The organism is Brevibacterium sp., from assembly GCF_052105255.1.
GTDB lineage: Bacteria > Actinomycetota > Actinomycetes > Actinomycetales > Brevibacteriaceae > Brevibacterium > Brevibacterium linens_B.
The window spans coordinates 18,212-36,199 of sequence record NZ_JBQDYQ010000014.1 but is presented as its reverse complement, the minus strand read 5'-3'; the positions used below and the strand labels follow the sequence as shown (position 1 = coordinate 36,199).

At 64.5% G+C, this 17,988-nt stretch carries 17 protein-coding genes; 8 read left to right on the top strand and 9 right to left on the bottom strand.

Annotation, left to right across the window (positions count from 1 at the left end; translation table 11 throughout):
- The first annotated feature begins 20 nt into the window (after positions 1 to 20).
- A complete protein-coding gene (locus ACTIIH_RS06195) occupies positions 21 to 1,277 on the top strand; it encodes a phospholipase D-like domain-containing protein (RefSeq protein WP_441451132.1) in 1,257 nt (418 codons plus the stop codon).
- A 5-nt stretch (positions 1,278 to 1,282) separates the two neighbouring features.
- Positions 1,283 to 2,419 (top strand): XdhC family protein, encoded by a 1,137-nt coding sequence (locus ACTIIH_RS06190; protein WP_441451131.1) that lies wholly within the window; start codon positions 1,283 to 1,285, stop codon positions 2,417 to 2,419.
- A 37-nt stretch (positions 2,420 to 2,456) separates the two neighbouring features.
- Here the strand turns inward: ACTIIH_RS06190 and ACTIIH_RS06185 are convergent, their stop codons facing one another.
- The gene (locus ACTIIH_RS06185; protein ID WP_441451130.1) at positions 2,457 to 2,735 is read right to left on the bottom strand and encodes a DUF3263 domain-containing protein; all 279 of its coding nucleotides are present in this window, start codon (positions 2,733 to 2,735) and stop codon (positions 2,457 to 2,459) included.
- Between the two features lie 175 nt (positions 2,736 to 2,910).
- On the opposite strand from ACTIIH_RS06185, the gene ACTIIH_RS06180 reads away from it, so the two are divergent.
- From ACTIIH_RS06180 to ACTIIH_RS06165, 4 genes are read left to right on the top strand one after another with little or no spacing between them, the layout of a single operon-like run.
- Complete coding sequence (locus ACTIIH_RS06180; protein WP_441451129.1) at positions 2,911 to 3,999, top strand: hypothetical protein; 1,089 nt, start codon at positions 2,911 to 2,913, stop codon at positions 3,997 to 3,999.
- Between the two features lie 56 nt (positions 4,000 to 4,055).
- Entirely contained in the window at positions 4,056 to 5,114 is a 1,059-nt protein-coding gene (locus tag ACTIIH_RS06175) for a hypothetical protein (protein WP_441451128.1), read from the top strand.
- Positions 5,086 to 6,516 (top strand): PIG-L family deacetylase, encoded by a 1,431-nt coding sequence (locus ACTIIH_RS06170; protein WP_441451127.1) that lies wholly within the window; start codon positions 5,086 to 5,088, stop codon positions 6,514 to 6,516. The genes ACTIIH_RS06175 and ACTIIH_RS06170 overlap by 29 nt, the downstream gene beginning before the upstream one ends.
- On the top strand, positions 6,513 to 7,223 hold the full coding sequence (locus ACTIIH_RS06165; RefSeq protein WP_441451126.1) for a glycosyltransferase: 711 nt from the start codon (positions 6,513 to 6,515) through the stop codon (positions 7,221 to 7,223). Before ACTIIH_RS06170 ends, ACTIIH_RS06165 begins: the two co-directional genes overlap by 4 nt.
- Positions 7,224 to 7,286: 63 nt before the next feature.
- On the opposite strand, the gene ACTIIH_RS06160 is transcribed toward ACTIIH_RS06165, so the two are convergent.
- From ACTIIH_RS06160 to ACTIIH_RS06145, 4 genes are read right to left on the bottom strand one after another with little or no spacing between them, the layout of a single operon-like run.
- Positions 7,287 to 7,946, bottom strand: coding sequence for a nucleotidyltransferase family protein (locus tag ACTIIH_RS06160; RefSeq protein WP_441451125.1), 660 nt, complete (start codon positions 7,944 to 7,946; stop codon positions 7,287 to 7,289).
- Positions 7,943 to 10,015 (bottom strand): molybdopterin cofactor-binding domain-containing protein, encoded by a 2,073-nt coding sequence (locus tag ACTIIH_RS06155; protein WP_441090883.1) that lies wholly within the window; start codon positions 10,013 to 10,015, stop codon positions 7,943 to 7,945. Before ACTIIH_RS06155 ends, ACTIIH_RS06160 begins: the two co-directional genes overlap by 4 nt.
- Positions 10,008 to 11,042 (bottom strand): FAD binding domain-containing protein, encoded by a 1,035-nt coding sequence (locus ACTIIH_RS06150; RefSeq protein WP_441090884.1) that lies wholly within the window; start codon positions 11,040 to 11,042, stop codon positions 10,008 to 10,010. Before ACTIIH_RS06150 ends, ACTIIH_RS06155 begins: the two co-directional genes overlap by 8 nt.
- The gene (locus tag ACTIIH_RS06145; RefSeq protein ID WP_441451124.1) at positions 11,039 to 11,551 is read right to left on the bottom strand and encodes a (2Fe-2S)-binding protein; all 513 of its coding nucleotides are present in this window, start codon (positions 11,549 to 11,551) and stop codon (positions 11,039 to 11,041) included. Before ACTIIH_RS06145 ends, ACTIIH_RS06150 begins: the two co-directional genes overlap by 4 nt.
- Before the next feature lie 183 nt (positions 11,552 to 11,734).
- Here ACTIIH_RS06145 and ACTIIH_RS06140 point away from each other — a divergent pair, with 183 nt between their 5' ends.
- Entirely contained in the window at positions 11,735 to 14,293 is a 2,559-nt protein-coding gene (locus tag ACTIIH_RS06140) for an ATP-dependent DNA ligase (RefSeq protein ID WP_441451123.1), read from the top strand.
- A gap of 239 nt (positions 14,294 to 14,532) precedes the next feature.
- On the opposite strand, the gene ACTIIH_RS06135 is transcribed toward ACTIIH_RS06140, so the two are convergent.
- The 4 genes from ACTIIH_RS06135 to ACTIIH_RS06120 all read right to left on the bottom strand — a co-directional run bounded on the left by ACTIIH_RS06135 (position 14,533) and on the right by ACTIIH_RS06120 (position 17,519).
- Positions 14,533 to 15,042, bottom strand: a complete 510-nt coding sequence (locus ACTIIH_RS06135) for a flavin reductase family protein (RefSeq protein ID WP_173151589.1) — start codon at positions 15,040 to 15,042, stop codon at positions 14,533 to 14,535.
- Positions 15,039 to 15,800 carry a pyrimidine reductase family protein gene (locus tag ACTIIH_RS06130; protein ID WP_441090887.1) on the bottom strand — a complete coding sequence of 254 codons (762 nt, stop codon included), beginning with the start codon at positions 15,798 to 15,800 and terminating at the stop codon, positions 15,039 to 15,041. Before ACTIIH_RS06130 ends, ACTIIH_RS06135 begins: the two co-directional genes overlap by 4 nt.
- Before the next feature lie 91 nt (positions 15,801 to 15,891).
- Entirely contained in the window at positions 15,892 to 16,767 is an 876-nt protein-coding gene (locus tag ACTIIH_RS06125; protein ID WP_441451122.1) for a glycerophosphodiester phosphodiesterase, read from the bottom strand.
- Positions 16,768 to 16,913: 146 nt separating this feature from the next.
- The gene (locus tag ACTIIH_RS06120; protein ID WP_441090889.1) at positions 16,914 to 17,519 is read right to left on the bottom strand and encodes an HdeD family acid-resistance protein; all 606 of its coding nucleotides are present in this window, start codon (positions 17,517 to 17,519) and stop codon (positions 16,914 to 16,916) included.
- A 153-nt stretch (positions 17,520 to 17,672) separates the two neighbouring features.
- On the opposite strand from ACTIIH_RS06120, the gene ACTIIH_RS06115 reads away from it, so the two are divergent.
- Positions 17,673 to 17,975, top strand: a complete 303-nt coding sequence (locus tag ACTIIH_RS06115; RefSeq protein ID WP_127364812.1) for a hypothetical protein — start codon at positions 17,673 to 17,675, stop codon at positions 17,973 to 17,975.
- Positions 17,976 to 17,988 lie beyond the last annotated feature (13 nt).

Sequence of the window (17,988 nt, the reverse complement as noted above, 5' to 3'; positions counted from 1 at the left end):
GGACAAGATAGAGTGAGCGGATGTCTCCTCTGAGAAATCCTGCCCTCCGCCAAGCCGACAGTCTGCGGCGAATCGTGCCCTGGGCGGTCGCCGGCCTCGTCAGTGCGGTGCCGGCGACCGTCGCAGCTTCGATGGCCATCGACCTCCTCCAGAAACGGGGACGGAAGACGCGCCCCGCGCCGCGACCGGGGACCTTCAGTTCGACGGTCGAAGAGTCAGAGCTCGACATCTACACCGATGGTGCCACTCTCTACGAGGACATGCTCGATGCGATCGGCTCCGCACGCGAGTCGATCCTCATGGAGACGTTCATCTGGAAGAACGACGAGGTGGGTCAGAGGTTCATCGACGCATTCAACGCGGCATCGGCCCGCGGTGTGGAGGTCCATCTCATCTACGACGGCTTCGCCAACCTGTCGGTGCCCAGCTCGTTCTACCATCAGCTCTCCGAGCAGGTCCGTGTGCTGCGCCTGCCGTCGGTGGCGCGGAGGTTTTGGCGGGGGCCGATGCGGCATTCGGGTTTCAACCATTCGAAGATCCTCGTCATCGACGACGATGTAGCCTTCGTCGGCGGGTTCAACATCGGCTCTCTCTACGCCCGTCACTGGCGCGACACCCACCTGCGATCGGTCGGCCCCGGAGCCTGGGGTCTGCGGCAGACCATCGCGGAAGTGTGGAACGAGTTCCACGACTCCGGTGAACAGGTCGCCTGGGTGCCGCCCGCGGCCTGGGAGTCGAAGCTGCGGGTCTCGGCGAATCTTCCGATCCACCTCGTCTATCCCATACGCAGCATGTATCTCAACGCCTTCGCCCGTGCGCGGAAGCGGATCTGGCTGACGACTCCCTATTTCATTCCCGACCAGCAGCTGCTCCGCTCTCTCGTCGAGGCGGCGGAGCGCGGCGTGGACGTGCGGGTCATGGTTCCGCAGGAGTCCAACCACATCCTCGGCGATTGGCTCTCCCGCGGATTCTTCGAGCAGATGATCAACTCGAAGGTCACGGTTCTGCTCTACACCGCGAGCATGATCCATTCGAAGGTCGCCACTGTCGACGGCGAATGGTCGACGGTGGGTACGGCGAACATCGACCGGCTGTCGTTGACCTTCAACTACGAGACGAATGTCGAAGTCATCGACCGTGCATTCGCCGCCGAGATGGAGAAGGTTTTCGACTGTGACTCCATGCACTGTGTCGAACTCGGTTCGGAGTGGCTCAACCGCCACCGGCTGACCAAACTCGCCGAACGCGCTCTCGTGCCGATGCGTCCCTGGCTGTGACGCGAATGCTCGACATTCTCTCCGCCGCTGCCACCCGGCTCTTCGACTCGGAGGAGCCGCAGGACGTCGCCGTTGCGACGATCATCGAAACCGAAGGGTCAGTGCCGCGCCCGGCAGGCACCTCGATGCTCGTCGATGCCGCGGGCGGAATCGTCGGCTCCCTCACCGGCGGATGCGTCGAAGGAGCCGTGCTCGAGGCGTGTCAGGACGCCCTCGCCACCGGCAATGCCTCGGTGCAGGGTTTCGGCTACAGCGATGAGGATGCCTTTGCCGTCGGGCTCATGTGCGGTGGTCGCATCGACGTGCTCATCCAGCCCTTCCGCTCGGGCTGTCCCGTCCTGCGCTCGGACGGCGAGCCGGCTGCCATGGTGCTGAGGCTGCCCTCCGACGACGCCTGGGCCCCAGCGGCAGCTGTCTCCGCCGCCGCTGTGGACGGGAGCACCGGACAGAGCACCGACTCGTTGGCCGTCAGCCTCGAGCCTCTGGTGCCCGACGCCGTGGTCGAGACCGCCGTCCAGCGTGTCGGGGCCTTCATCCGCAGCGGTCGCACCGGCAGGGTCCGGCTTGCTCCGCCGGAGGGCGGCCGCGAGCCGATCGAGCTGTTCGTCGAGACCCGCATCACCCCGGCCCATCTGCTCGTGGTCGGAGCCAACGCCTTCGGTCACGCCCTCGTCGAGGCGGCCAGACCCTTGGGACTGCGCATCACCGTGTGCGACCCCCGTCCGGCTTTCGCCGACCCGGCATCGTATCCCGGCGCCGACGTGGTCCGGGCCTGGCCGCACCGATTCCTCGTCGAGGCAGCCGCCACCGGCGAGCTCGACGACCGGAGCATGATCTGCGTCCTCAGCCACGATCCGAAGGTCGACATCCCCACCCTGGCCGTCGCGCTCGACCTCGACGTGGCCTATGTCGGGGCGATGGGCTCGCGGCGCAGTGACCGCGACCGCCGCGCCGCGCTGCGCGAAGCGGGAGTGGAGAGCCGGTCACTGGCACGGTTGCATTCGCCGATCGGCCTTCATCTGGAGACGTTCACCCCCGCCGAGGTGGCTGTGTCGATCCTCGCAGAGATCCTCGCTGTACGCGGTGGCCGCCGACAGGTCGTTCCCCTCAGCGACGAACGGGAAGATTCGCCTCTTCACTGAGTGCAAACGAGTCGCCAATCGCTGGCGGCATTTCGGGCTAGAGGGCGAAGTTGCTGTGCCTCTTCCATCGGCCTTGCCGGCGTTCGAATGCGAACCGTTCCGCCCGCAACCGCCTCACCCGCTCCACAACGTCCGGCGCGTAGGCGTATGCGGCGTCCGTGTCCACGATCCCCTCGAGCACGATGGCGTACCTCTCCGCTGGAAGTTCGATTCGCTGGCACAACTCGTGTCGGCCCGCCGCAGTAGGCGCAGTCTTCTCGAGGTCGAGGATCAACCGATCATGCTCGGACAGTTCGTGCACAGTGCCGGGGACCATGGGGACCATTGTGACACAGCAGAATTCGACGCCGCGCAGCAGGTGTCAGCGCTGGCGATAGAGCTTCAGACAGCGAAGCTGACATGTAGGACTACGCCATAGTGATCATGCTCAGTAGACTTCGGAACCAGAACAATCTTCTACACAACTCGTAGGTCGAGTAGCGGAGGACATTATGCCCACCACCTCATCCCAGGCTCTTCAAGTACTGGTCGTAGCCGACCCAGGACTGCCCAGCAGGCGAGCGGCTTCCATCCACTCCTCGTTAGAGCGCTATCTGCGCGAGGCGTATGGGGTCACAACGACGCTGTACACCCGCACCGACACGGTCTATCTGACACCCGAGCGCGAGCTGGCTCTAGACGCAGTCGAAGACCTCCGCGCTGATTACCCCGACGTCGACATCATCCTCATCCTCACAGAGATCCCACGGCACACCCAGGGCGATCCTCTGATCGCCGAAGTCTACTCTGACCGCAACCTTGCGGTCATCTCATGCCCCACACTCGGCGCGTGGGCCACCAAGCGCCGCATCATCAAAGTCATGATGAGCTCAGTGAACAAGTTGGTCCCGTGGGACCCCGAAGACACGACGCGCAAATTTCTGCTCGGATGGTCGAACTGGTCGAACAACGAAGACTCCAACCATCAGTCCTTGCATGCCCACACCATCACCGGAGGCCCACGGCTGATCATGGGGATGACGATTGCCAACGAACCCTGGCGCACGGCTCCGAAACTCTCAGGAGCCCTCGCGGCAGCCTCGGCAACAGGAGCTTTCGGCATCTTCTACAGTTCGATCTGGCAGATGTCGACCTACCTGTCCACCCTCCGGCTGCTCTCAATCGGCGCGCTTGCCATCCTAATGATGGTCGCCTGGTTGATCGTCAGTCACAGACTTTGGGATCGACCGGTCAACGAAAGTCTGGCCACGGTGGTCATGTACTACAACCTCTCCACCGTCCTCACACTGCTGATCACTGTGATCGCTCTCTACGCGACACTGGTCGTCCTCATTCTCCTGGGCGGCCTAGTCGTCATCGATCCGGCATTTATGACCCAACAGATTCAACAAGAGGCGTCGTTCACCAACTACCTCGATATCGCATGGCTCAGCGCAGCCATGGGTGTGGTCGCCGGCGGCCTCGGTGCCAGCTTCGACACTGATGCCGACGTGCGGAAGCTGACTCATGGTCAGCGGATGCGGCAGCGAGTCTATACAGACAACAGCACAGATGCTGACGACACGGTGGAGAGCAGTTGACTGAGATCTGCCAAGCGTCCGAGTTCCGACAAGATGTTCTGCCTGAAGGACGTGAAATGGAAACCCTGTCCGACTCAACCTCGTCTCGGATCATCGCCACACCGTTCGAACCGTGGTGGGAAACTCCAGACTTCAGGGATGATCTCTCCGAGGTCGTCACGAGCAGTGCGTCCACTGTCGACAAGATCACCGCCCTTGCCCGTCTTCTGCAGCTCACAGGGTGTTCACCTCAGATCGATCAATGGGAAAGGCTGCTTCAAGTGGCTGCGATCGACGTCGGCGTCGCTCGTATGCTTGAACCCCACGTCGACGCTCTGGGCATCCTCGCCGAGGCCGGACACGAAACACCTGGCCCCGATTCTGCCTGGGGCGTGTACGCGGCTGACCTGCCCACACATCGCGTGAACGTGATCGATGCCGGTGCGGAAAACCTCCTCACCGGCACGAAAGCGTGGTGCTCTTTGGCCGCGGAACTCACCGACGCGATCGTCATCGCCAGCGGCAGCGACGGGAACCGAGCCTACGCGGTGAATCTTCGGCACCCTCGTGTACGACCGCAGACAGGTGCTTGGCCGAGTCTGGGTCTCAGAGAAATCCCGAGCGGCTCAGTTGTCTTCGACCGAGCACCGGCGACGAGTGTCGGCCCCCCGAATTGGTACCTTGACCGCCCCTCTTTCGCTTGGGGTGGGATTCGCGTGGCAGCCTGCTGGTTCGGTGGAGCTTTGGGACTGGCCCGGCGTGCAGCCCAAACCCACCTGAACAGGGCTGGGCGCTCGCCGATGGGAGAGATGCAGCTCGGGCAGCTTGATGCTGAGATCTTCACGGTCCGCACCATGTTGGCGCAAACTGCTGCTGCAGCGGATGGGGATGAGAAGTTCTCGCGAGAACACGCGTGGAGACTGGCTCTGAGAGTTCGCAACAACATATACCGCAGTGCCCAACGGATCCAGCTTCTGAGCAGGGAGTTGGCCGGTCCCGCGGTTCTGACGAGTGATGCGGCGTTTGCCAAAGCTGACGCTGATCTCACCGTTTACCTCAGTCAGCATCACGGGCCTCGGGACGAAGCTGCCTTGGGCGAGAGTATCTGTGCAGAGTCAGATGTCGATGAGGTTTAGTCACCAAGACCGCAGCACCAGAGAAGATGCCTGGGTGCAGGCGGGCGCCCTTGACCTTCCGGCGGTTCCGGAGAGCACAATCGCCACAGGCGGAACCATCGTCGTCCTTGCCGCACACCCAGACGATGAAGCACTGGGAGCCGCTGCGCTGCTCGCACGTGCCGATGAGTGGAGCTGCCAGCTGAAAGTCCTACTCTTCAGCGCAGGCGAGAAATCGCACCCTGAGTCGCCGACGCATACCGGCGATCAGCTCAAAAGCATTCGTCTGGAGGAGTTCGATCGTGCGCTGAGCACCTTCGACAAGGCGCACTCCAGTCGTTTTCTCGATCTGCCCGACGGTCAGCTGCCCGAATTTTCAAGCCAGATCAGAGACGCGATCCGACAGGAGATCGCACGAGCAGATGGGCCGGTGACGCTCGTTGCCCCTTACAGCCGGGATGGGCACTGTGATCACGAGGCGGTGGGCGCCGCGGCGCTCGACATCGGGCGATCACATCATGCCGTAGTGCTCGAATATCCCATCTGGTTCTGGCACTGGGCTGCTACCACAGACCCTCGGTGGCAGTCCTGGGCAGTCTTACCTGACCCTGAGGGTCTTGATCGAAATGCTCTGCTCGCGTGTTACCCGTCGCAGACAGAAGCGCTGTCGGATCAGCACGGGGACGAAGCGATCCTCACCAGGGCCCATTTGGAACACTTCATCCGGAGCCACGATACTTTCGCGATCACGGATTTCAGATCCGGTGAGGCATCGGCCGGCTATGGTCAGGAGGGAATAGGCAGACCGATCAATGATGCGTCCACTGCGTCAGCGGTGTTCGATGATGTGCACAGAGAACGGAGTGATCCGTGGACGGTGTGGGACTCCGAATACGAAATCGCCAAACGCGAGACCCTTGTGTCCCAACTCCCGTCGACCTCGTTCTCCCACATTCTCGAGATCGGTTGCTCAGTCGGCGCTTTGACTCGAGCGCTTGCCGCTTACAGCGTCAGAGTGACAGCTGTCGACGCCAGCTGCGAGGCGCTGAAAACAGCGAAACGTCTGCAGCCGACCACTGCAACCGAAATAGCCTTCCTGCACGCCACTGTCCCATACGAATGGCCCGAAGGGCATTTCGACTGCGTCGTCCTCTCAGAGACCGGCTTCTATCTGACACGCGCACAGCTGCAACGAACGTTGGAGCGCATTGATGGATCAACCCCATCGCGCTTTGTGCTCGTTCTCTGTCATTGGAAGGGTGACATCGAAGATTGGCCTCTGAGCGCCGATGAAGTCCATGACGCGTGCCTGGACTACTGGCCCCGACTGCGGACCGATTTTCGCTTCGAGGCCGAGTATCGTCTCGATATCGTGACGGTGGACAAAACTGACGATGTCCTCCCTGCGGAAGCCGTTGAGTGATCACGCACTTGGGCATCGTCATCCCGGCTCACAACGAACAAGACGAGATCCTCGGCTGTCTCGACTCGGTGGCCCAAGCGCGTGCTCAGGTCCCTGAGGGGCTCGCGCAATCCTCCACTCGAATCCTCGTCGTGGCCGACGCCTGTACCGACGAGACGGTGAGCCGCGTCGCAGACTTCGCCGAACAGCATGCACACGTCACGATACTTGAGACGTCGTTCAAGAACGTGGGCAGTGCCCGGAATTTCGCCTGGAACCATTTCAAGCAGACGGCTGAAGCTGAGCGCGATGTCAACTTCGACCTGACATGGATTGCGTTCACCGATGCGGACAGCAAAGTTCCCACCCACTGGCTGACGACGCATCTTGCCATGGCGGAAGCCGGAAGCGACTGCCTAGTCGGCACAGTGTCGCCTCGACCTGATACCGGGTCGGCAGCGCTGATCGCGAAATGGCACTCTCACCACACGTTACTTGAGGACCATCCCCACGTGTTCGGCGCGAACCTGGGCATTCGAGGCTCGTATCTCAACATCATCGGCGGCATGCCTCAGCTGCCACTCGGCGAAGATGCCGCAACTGTTGCTGCAGTGCTCGCCGCGGGGGGAAACGTGAGACGCACCGATACCTGCCGGGTTCTCACCTCGGCCCGTCTGGAGGGACGCGCGGAGGGAGGCTTCAGCAGCTTCATGCAGAGCCTTCGATGAGACCCGACTCTGCTCACAGCACTTCAGGCCGCCTCCGGCCGAGTTGTTCCCGACAACCCAGAGCTAATCGCGAGAACTGACGACTCTCAGCCTGTGCAGGTCCTTGGGCACATCGACATCGGCCCCGTCGTCGAGGTCGGAGCAGTCGACGAGGTCGACGACAGCTCTGTGCGTCTCGAGCAGGTCGCGGGCACCGACGTCGCCATGCGCGGCGGCCGCCGCCTGGCTCGTCCAGCTCTCGTCGAAGAGCACAGGGTGACCGCGGTGCAGCGACCCGTTCGCATCACAGTGGCCCGCAGCGGTGATCGCACGGGGACGATGGGCGGCGATGAGACGAGCGACTTCCGCCGCACAGATTCCGGGACGGTCCACAGGTGTGACCATGACGTCGGGCCCGGGGCCGATCGCCTGCAGGCCGCGGCGCAACGAGGAACCCATACCCGAAGACCAGCCCGGGTTGAACGCGACGGACACGCGGTCACTCCCGGCCAGCAGACTCGCGACCTGCTCGCTGCAGGCTCCGGTGACGACTGTGACGTCCCGGCAGCCGCCGTCGAGCAAGGCGAGGACCATCGACTCCACCAGGGTGAGCCCATCCTCCCGCACCAGCAGTGCCTTCGGCCCTTGGCCGAGGCGTCGCCCCGCTCCGGCGGCGAGGACGAGCCCTCTCGGGCGACCGGGGGCGGGTCGTTTGGAAGGAGTCGACCCGGTCTCGCCGCTCACGTCGGCAGGAAGGCGTCGCCGAAGATCGGCAGATCGCGGACTCGGACTCCGGTGGCGTTGAAGGCGGCGTTGGCGATCGCGGCTGCGGCACCGACGATGCCGATCTCACCGACACCGCGCGCCCCGAGGGGACCGGCGTGCGGGTCCTTCTCGTCGAGCCAATCTGCCTCGATGTCGGTGATGTCGGCGTTGACGGGCACGTGATACTCCGCGAGGTCGTGGTTGACTACGTGACCGAAGCGCGGGTCGAGCTCGCCCTTCTCATGCAGAGCCATCCCGACGCCCATGGTCATGCCGCCGATGAACTGTGAGCGTGCGGTGGTCGGGTTGACGATCCGACCGGCGGAGAACATGCCGAACATGCGCCTCAGTCGGATCTCACCGGTGGTCGGCTGGATGCGGACCTCGGCGAAATGGGCTCCGAAAGAGTGCAGGGCGAACTTCTCCGCCGCGGGATTGGCCTCGGCCTCGCCAAGGGCCTCGGCGCCGATGGCAGGATCGGCTCCATGCTCGGAACGGAGCTCCTTGGCTGCGGTGACGATCGCCGGGCTCCAACTCGCCAGTCCCGTGGATGTGCCGGCCACAGTCGCGTTCGGCAGCGCGGTGTCGCCGATTCGCAGCTCGACTTGCCCGATGGGAACGCCGAGAGCGTCCGCGGCAGTCTGAGACAGGACGGTCCACGTCCCGGTGCCCAGATCGGCGGCACCGATCGAGACCTCGAAGCCTTCGGGAGTGCGGCGGATCCGCGCGACGGAGCCCGGCTGCCGACCGGCCGGGTAGGTCGCAGAGGCCACGCCCATGCCGACGAGCCAGCCGTTCTCCTGACGGGTGCGCGGCTGCGGATTCCGCTTCTCCCAACCGAAACGGTCTGCTCCTTCTCGCAGACAGTCGATGAGGCGGCGCTGGTTGAATGGCAGCCCGGTGTCCGGGTCCGTGGTCGGTTCATTGCGCACCCGCAGCTCGATGGGGTCGATTCCGGCGGCCACTGCGAGTTCGTCCATGGCGATTTCGAGTCCGACCATGCCTGAAGCCTCGCCGGGAGCACGCATCCAGGAGGGCACCGGCACGTCGAGGGGAACCACTCGCTGGGTGAGACGGCGGTTGTCGCCTGCGTACATCATGCGGCCCGGCTTCGTCGACTCCTCGGGGAACTCCTTGGTCTGCGAGGACATGGAGACCGCATCATAGGCGAAGGCCGTGAGCGTGCCGTCGGTTCGCGCGCCCAGACGGATGTGCTGCAGAGTCGGAGCCCGATAGCCGGTGATCGAGAACATCTGCTGCCGGGTCACGGCATATTTCACGGGTCGACCCGGCACCGCCTGCGCCGCGAGGGCAGTGAGCATCATGTCCGCGTGGGGGAGGCCCTTGGAGCCGAAGCCGCCGCCGACGTGCGGGGAGATGATGCGGATCTTCTCCTGCGCCACCCCGAGGATCGGCGCCAATGTCGCGCGTGCGGGGTGCACGCCCTGCGTCGAGGTCCACAGGGTCAGTTCGTCTCTGTCCCAGAGGGCGACGGTGGTATGCGGTTCCATGGGATTGTTGTGCTCCATGGGGGTGCTGTAGCGCTCATCGATGGATACGGCCGCCTCAGCGAGGGCCGTGTCGACATCGCCTGTGCGCACATCCCCGCTGCCGGACTCCGGTTCCCGGGAAGCAGGGTGATCCTCGCGCAGCTCGACGTCGTGATCGTCCTGCACATAGGTGATCTCGACGAGGCCCGCCGCGTGGCGGGCCTGCTCGGGAGAGGTGGCGATGACGGCACCGAGGTACTGGCCTCGGAATCCGATCTCAGCAGAGCGCAGGATCGCGAGCTCACCGTCATCCGTGTCCGCCAGCTCGGGGGCGTTGTCGTGGGTGAGCACATGCACCACTCCCTCCGCAGCTTCGGCTGCGGAAGCGTCGATGTGCGCTGCCCGCCCACGGGCGATCTGCGCCTGCAGGGGGAAGAGGTAGAGCGGATCGTCGAGAGGGTGCTCATAGGCGTAGGGGGCGAGGCCGCGGACCTTGTCGGGGCCGTCGAGGCGGACCTGATGGGTACCGACCGCCGTGGTGGTGAGCAGGTCACTCATGAGTGTCCTCCGTAGTCGATTCCGGCAGAGCTTCCGGGACTCCGGTGAGCTCGGCGAGCACGGTGCTGATGGCGCCGCGTGTCATCGGCACCTTGAAGCGGTTGCCGGCGAGGGGTTCGGCCGCCTCGAGCTCGGCGTCGGCTGCTGCCAGGAACGTCTCCTGGTTCGGTTCCGCGCCGCGCAGCACCGCCTCGGCGGCGCGGGACCGCCAGGGTTTGTGGGCGACGCCGCCGAGGGCGATCGCGGCCTCACGGATGACCGGTGCGGGCCCTGCCGTGTCGACGTCGACTCGGGCCGCGACGGAGACGAGAGCGAAAGCGTAGGAGGCGCGGTCGCGGATCTTCCGATATGTCGAAGCCCCGGGGCGCGGGGGAGGGAGCTCGAGGGCGGTGATGAGCTCGCCGTGTTCGAGGACCGTGTCCTGCTCGGGGCGATCCCCGGGCAGCCGATGGAGCTCGGTGACCGGGATCCGGCGTTCACCGGTCGCACCGAGGACGACGACCGTGGCATCGAGTGCGGTCAGAGCGACGGCCATGTCGGAGGGATGCGTGGCCACGCAGTCCGCTGAGGCACCGAGGATCGCGTGGTAGCGGGTGTAGCCGCCGATGGCCGAGCAGCCGGATCCGGGTTCGCGTTTGTTGCAGGGGGTCGAGGTGTCCTGGAAGTACACGCACCGGGTGCGCTGCAGCAGGTTCCCGCCCATCGTGGCCGCGTTGCGCAGCTGACCGGAGGCACCGGAGAGCAGGGCACGCGAGAGCATCGGGTAGCCGCGTCGGATGCGCGGGTCGGCGGCGGCGTCGCTGTTGCGCACCATCGCACCGATCCGCAGTCCCCCGTCGTCGAGTGCCTCGACCTCCGTGAGTTCGAGACGATTGATGTCGACGACGAGACCTGGTTCTGAGACGCCCAGTTTGAGGTGATCGACGAGGTTCGTACCTCCGGCCAGGAACACCGCATCGGGACGATCGGTGACAATCGTGACGGCTCCGGCGGCATCGGCGGCGCGTTCGTAGTCGAAGGGGTTCATCGTGACTCCTCTGCGGCTCGGCTCACGGCCGCGACGATGTTGACATAGGCTCCGCAGCGGCAGAGGTTGCCGCTCATCCGCTCGCGGATCTCCTCCTCGGACAGCTCCACCGGTCCTTCGAGGTCATCGGTGACCACGCTCGGAGCGCCCTCGGCGGCCTCGGCCAGCATGCCTGCGGCCGAACAGACTTGGCCCGGTGTGCAGTACCCGCACTGAAATGCGTCGAGGGCGAGGAACGCCCGATGCAGAGTGGAGAGCTCACCCTCGGGGGCCAGACCGTCGGCCGTCGTGACCTCGGCGCCGTCGTGGGTGAGCGCGAGCGCCAGGCAGGAGTTGAGCCGACGACCGTCGACGAGGACGGTGCAGGCCCCGCATTGGCCGTGGTCGCAGCCCTTCTTCGCAGACATCACCCCCAGCCTGTCCCGCAGCGCATCGAGAAGAGTGGTTCTGGAATCCACGACCAGAGTGTGCTCCTGGCCGTCGACGGTGAAGTGCAGCGAATGTCCCATGTGGGAGCCTCCAGACAGCATTGTCGACGTCCATCAAACCTAACCCCGTTCGGACACCCCGACAAGAGGGTTCACCGGCGCCGAGGGCGTTCGGGCGGCCCCGCACCCCCTGTTGCACATGATCGGCGCGAAGTACGGTGAAAGGACTATCCAGCACGAACGGTGCACATGAGGAGGCGCTCAGTGGCAGGTCACGAGCAGAAGGTCACGGTCGAGGGCCATCGACTGACATTGAGCAATCTGAACAAGGTCCTCTACCCGGAGACCGGCACGACGAAGGGCGAGATCCTCGACTACTGCGCCAGGATCGCCCCGCACCTCATCCGCCATGCCCAGGACCGGATCGCCACCCGAAAACGCTGGGTCGACGGCGTCGGCACTCCCGATGACCCCGGGGATGTGTTCTTCGAGAAGAACCTCCCGGACTCCGCACCGTCGTGGATCCGAACACGGGCGATCCGGCACTCCACCGGCACCAAACGCTATCCCCTGGTCAACGATCTCGCGACCCTGACCTATCTCACGCAGATGGCCGCGCTCGAGATCCATGTGCCGCAGTGGACGGTGAGCGCCGGAGCGAAGGACCCCGGCACAATCGACGCGGAGACCCGCTGCCCCGACCGCATGGTCTTCGACCTGGACCCGGGCCCCGGGCGCGGCCTCGCCGACTGCATCGAGGTGGCCCAGCTCGTCCGCGAACTGCTCGAGGGCATGGACCTGGAGGTCTACCCGGTGACCAGCGGATCGAAAGGCGTCCACCTGTATGCGCCGCTGGACGGGTCGGTGAGCTCGCAGCAGGTCTCCGATGTCGCCCATGAGCTCGCCCGCAGCCTGGAGGCCGACCACACGAAGCTCATCGTCTCTGCGATGAAGAAGACGCTGCGGGAGAACAAGGTCCTCATCGACTGGTCGCAGAACTCGGCGTCGAAGACCACGGTGGTTCCGTATTCTCTGCGCGGACGCTTCACCCCTATGGTCGCCGCACCGCGCGGGTGGGACGAATTCGACGACCCGGCCGCCGTCGAGCAGGTGCGCTTCGAGGAGGTTCTCGACCGGATCGACGATGCCGGGGACCTCCTCGAGCCCCTCGCTGAGGCGGCCGGAGGAACCGCTTCTGCCCCGGAGTCCGGGGCCGAATCGGAGTCCGAAGCCGACCCGAAGTCGGACGATGCCCCGAAAGCCGGGCGCGACCGACTGGTGGCCTACCGGTCCAAACGGGATCCGAAGCGCACGAGCGAACCCGTGCCAGCGAAACAGGGAACGAGCGGGGACGAGCTGACCTTCGTCATCCAGGAACACCATGCGAGGAGCCTCCACTGGGACTTCCGACTCGAACACGAGGGGGTATTGGTGTCCTGGGCGTTGCCGAAGGGACCGCCGACCGACCCCGGGGAGAACCACCTGGCGGTCCAGACCGAGGATCACCCCCTCGAATACGGCAGTTTCGAAGGCACGATCCCGAAAGGGGAGTACGGGGCCGGCGACGTCGAGATCTGGGACGCAGGCACCATCGAGGTCGAGAAGTGGCACGAAGGCAAGGAGATCGTCGCGGTCCTCCACGGGCGCGAGGACGGCGGTCTCGGGGGAGTGCGGCGGTTCGCCCTGTTCAACACCGGTGACCACGGACCGAACAAGGAGCCCGAGAAGAACTGGATGATCCATCTCATGGAGGACGAACCGAAGAAGCAGTCGGCGGCAGCGGACGACTCATCGAAGAAGGGCACGCCGACCGGGCGTACCTCTAAGAAGCGAGCCGCGAAGAAGGAGGCTCTGCCGGCCGATTTTGCTCCGATGCTCGCGAGCATCGGCGACATCGGCTCCCTCCGGCGGGAGGCCGAGGATTGGGCCTTCGAGATGAAATGGGACGGCATCCGTGCGCTGGCGAGGGTGCAGCCCGGTGACGGGGAGCGCACCGGCAGCATCGAGCTGACCAGTCGCAACGGCCTTGACATGACGAACACGTACCCGGAGCTTCACGAACTGGTCGAGTGTATCGATGTCGACTGCATCCTCGACGGTGAGATCGTCGCCCTCGGGCAGGGCAGCCGACCGGACTTCGGACGCCTCCAGCGCAGAATGGGGCTGAGCCGGGACAGCGATATCGAACGGGAACAGCGACGCACCCCTGTCTACCTCATGCTCTTCGATGTCCTCCACGCGGACGGATCGTCGTTGCTGCGCACCCCCTATACGGAGCGGCGCGAACGTCTGTTCGAACTTGTGACCGAGAGCGAGCACATCCATGTGCCCGAGGCCTTCGAAGGAAGCGTCGACGCCGCCTTCGAATCCAGCCGGAAGCTTCGACTCGAAGGAGTGCTGGCGAAGCGGACCGACAGCGTCTATCTCCCCGGAAAACGCACCCGCACCTGGGCCAAGCTCAAGCACGCCTCGACGCGCGATGTCATCATCGTCGGCTGGCGGACCGGAGAAGGCGAACGCTCGGACAGCTTCGCCTCACTGCTGGTCGCCGCCCATGACGACGACGGGCTCCACTACCTCGGCCGCGTGGGCACCGGGTTCGACGAGGCGGCCCTGCGGAGTCTGCGCTCCAGTCTCGATCGCCAGTCGAGAAAGACGCCGGCGCTCACGGTGCCGGCCGCCGAGTCGCGAGATGCCCACTGGGTGCGACCCGACCTCGTCGGGGAGGTCCGGTTCTCTGGCCTGACCGAGGCCGGACGCCTGCGGCACCCGGTCTGGCGCGGCCTGCGCTCCGACATCGACGCAGAGGACGTCCGAGTCTGAACCAGTCGACGCTGATTCTGCTCCGATCCTCAAGGACCTTTCGTCACGCACGTGCCGAGGAGCAGAGCCACGAGGAAGGCCACGACCACCCGGTCGATGGCATTTCGATGCGGGTTACGCACTTCGGGCATGCCATTGACTCCGAATGAGCTCTGCCGTTGTCGTCCTATGCTCAACAGTAGAGGTGTGTCTGACCATCTGCTCCGTCATCGCTGACAGCAGATCGGCACACGGCTGGCTCAAGGGCGGATTGCCCGTTCCTCGGCGCTGTGTCCGGGGGTGAGGTCTCCCAGTTGCGAAGGGCGCAGCGATGCGAAGCCGCCCGTCGTCTCGGTCGCGATCACACGTGCAGTGAGGCAGACGTGATCGCTCCCGTCGTCGAGCATCGCGATGCGTTCGACGATGAGACGGTTGGGCAGGTCCTCGAGCAGCGGCACCCCGTCCTCGGTGACGGTGAAGTCAAAACCGGCGAATTTGTCCGTCTCCATTCCGGAAAGTGATCCGAAGTGCCGTGCCGACTCGCGGTCGACGTCGGTGAGGAAGTGCACCGCGAAGCGCTCGGAACGCAGCGCCACCCGGTAGGTGTGGTTGGCCTTCGACAGCCAGAAGCAGTAGTGCTCCGGATCGATGCTCGCCTGGGAATGGAATCCGACTAGGCATCCGGCACGTTCGCCCTCCGCCGAGGTGGTGACGACGATGAGCGGGGAATCGACCGAACCCATGAGGTCGTCGAGCCCGGAGGTGCTCATTTTCGTCCCTCCGCCGCCGGCTTCGCTTCGTATCGGAGGAAGAGAGTGTCATCGGCGACCATCGTCGACTTCAGCGAGAACTGCGCGATGCCGGCTCCCGGCGGCGCGACGCTCACGGGCAGCGCATCGCCGCCCATCATCGGTGAGATCGACAGGCACAGCTCGTCGAGGCGGTCTGCGGCGACGAGCTCCCCGAGCCATCGGGGTCCGCCTTCGCACAGGACGACCCGATAGCCGAGACGGGCAAGGGCCTGCAGAGCGGCGGCTGGTTCGACCCGCTCCTCGCCGGCGATGATGACCGTGGCCACCTGTTCGGCGGCCGCCAGCCGCTCCGGATCGGCCTTTGCGCACGTGATGACGATGGTGCGCGCCTGCTCGGGTGCTGCGGTGAAAACCTGTGACGACCAGTCGAGGTCGAGGCTGCGACTGACGACCGCCACCGGAGGCATCTCGGACTGTCCCCGTGTTTGACGCTGCGCTCGGGCGGCCTCGCTCAGCCGCATCGGAGCGTAGCCTTCGCTGCGAACCGTCTGCGCGCCGACCATGACGACATCGGCGATCTGTCGCATCCGTCGGAACAGGTCCTGATCGGGTTCTGTCGACAGAGCACCGACGCGTCCGTGAATGGCAGCGGTTCCGTCGAGACCGGCGACCATATGACCGGTCACCCAGCATTCGTGCCGCGGCTGGGTGCGATCGACCTCGAGATAGGGTGTCAGCGGGTCCGGGATCGGGGCACCGCGTTCAAGTGGCTCCATCCATGCAGTCTACTGAACCTCGCCAGTACTCGAAGCGAGGATTTTCCGACCATCACCCGGATCCCGCTGACTGTTCACCGACGCGAGTGAGTCAGTCCGTCCAGGCGTCGTCGGTGAAATAGCCGTCGATGAACCCGGGCAGACGGTGACCGTCCTTCGCGGTCGCCAGTGTGTACGGGGCGACGTGGAAGCCGGCCTTGTCGAGTTCGCGCATCTTGTTGGTCGGCAGCTTCTTGCTCGGTCCCACCCATTCGATGCCGGCGTCCTTGATCTCTGCCGGTGATTCCTTCGGCATGGTCGACCCCATGAGATAGAGCGAGGTGTAGCCGCGATCGGCGATCGTCTTCGCAGCTTCGAAGTCGAAGGACTGGACGACAAGGGAGTCCTTCAATCCGCGTTCGTCGAATTCGTCGAGGACGCGGTCGACCTCCTCGGGGGTGGCCCCGGGCTTGATCTCGGGCACGAGGACGACCTCGCCGCCCATCTCGTCGAGGAGTTCGTCGAGGGTGACGGTGGCGGCTTCTTCTCCGCCGGCCGGGTGATTGATCGTGGCTGCGTCCCATTCCTCCCGGCTGAGGTCCCGGATAGGGCCGGTCGCGCCGTTGAGGGTGCGGTCGGCGGTGTCGTCGTGGATGAGGACGGGGGTGCCGTCTTCGAGGAACTGGATGTCCATTTCGGGGAGGAATCCGTCCTTCGCCGAGGCGGTGAATCCTTCCATGGATTCTTCCGGATAGACATCGGCACCGCCTCGGTGGGAGATCGTGGTCGGGAATTCGATGTCAGCGACCTTGTCCGGGGCGGTGAAATCGCTGGGGGAGCCGAGCCCTGGTGCGTCTCCCGCGGAGCCGAGGCCCGTGGCTACAGCGGGCGCAAGGCCTGCGCCGAAGGTGGCCGAGGCAGCGAGAACTGCAGTGGCGAGACTCGTGTACGGACGGGTGCGTGTGGATGTCTTTTTCTGTGTATTCACGTCCGCGACGCTACGAAGCGAAGGTGATCTTGTGGCGAAGCCGCCGTGAACGTTCTTCGCAGAGTGGGCGAACGGGTGGGTAACAACCAGCCCGGGTCAGCTTCTTATGGAAGCTGCCCGGGCCGAGGGATTGGTGGGGGAGTGCCTCAGTTTCCGAAGGCCTGCTTCGTGTGCGAGCGGCCGACGAAGGCCATGACGATGAGGAAGATGCCGAAGACGATCGTGTAGATCGCGATGATCCACACCAGCGCAAGCAATGCGGCTCCCGGGTTGGAGAAGACGACGATGAACATGATGACGCCGAAGATGATGTCGAGGACTCCGAGGGCCTTCGACCATCCTTTGAAGGATTTCGACGCGACGCTGAGGATGCCGCGGATGAGCATTCCCGACGCCATCATCAGCAGGATGATGGTGCCGCCCATGACGGCGAAGGTCAGCGGTACGATCATGATGATGATGCCGCCGATGACGTAGGCGATGCCTGCGGCCAGTTCCCAACCCCATGACAGGTCCTGTTTGCGTGCTTGCAGTGCATGGGTGATCTCGAAGACGCCGTCGACGATGAGCCAAGCGCCGACCCAGATTCCGAGTGCTACTGCCATTGCGGCGGGTGCGACGAGGAGGAGGATGCCGAAGAGGACGGCGAGGATGCCGCGGATCAGCACCGCCCAAAAGGCGCCTTTGCCGAGCTCGGTCATCAGCGAACGGACCGCGCCTGTGGGATTCGTGGGATTCTGTGGTGTAGCCATGTCTCCTCCTTCTGAGATGTCTTCGGGTTATTTTCAGTATAGTCCTGTGCTGCGGTGGGAGAAGGGTGCGGTGGGTGGCATGTCCGTGAAGATCACTGAATTACAACCGAGTGTGCGCTGGTAATCAGGCGACCAATCGTTAGTGTTTCTGCTGTGAGCAGCATTCCTGAAAAATCCCCGGCGCGGTCCCCTCCCCACAGGTTTCCCCACCGCGGAGTCCTGCCTGAAGGCAGATACTTCACTCTGACGTGGGCGATCGGCTATGACTACGGCGGGATGACCACAGTCGCCCTGGAACGCAGCTCGGCCTTCGCCCGGCTCGACAACCGCCGGGTTGAGATTCTGACGCTGAGTCCGGAAATGAAGGGTCGGGACCGTGAGCGCGAACTCCACGAGGCGGGAACCCTCGATCGCAAGGTGAAGATCCGCAATCTGTGGCAGGACCTCACCTCGTAGTCCGACCGAAACC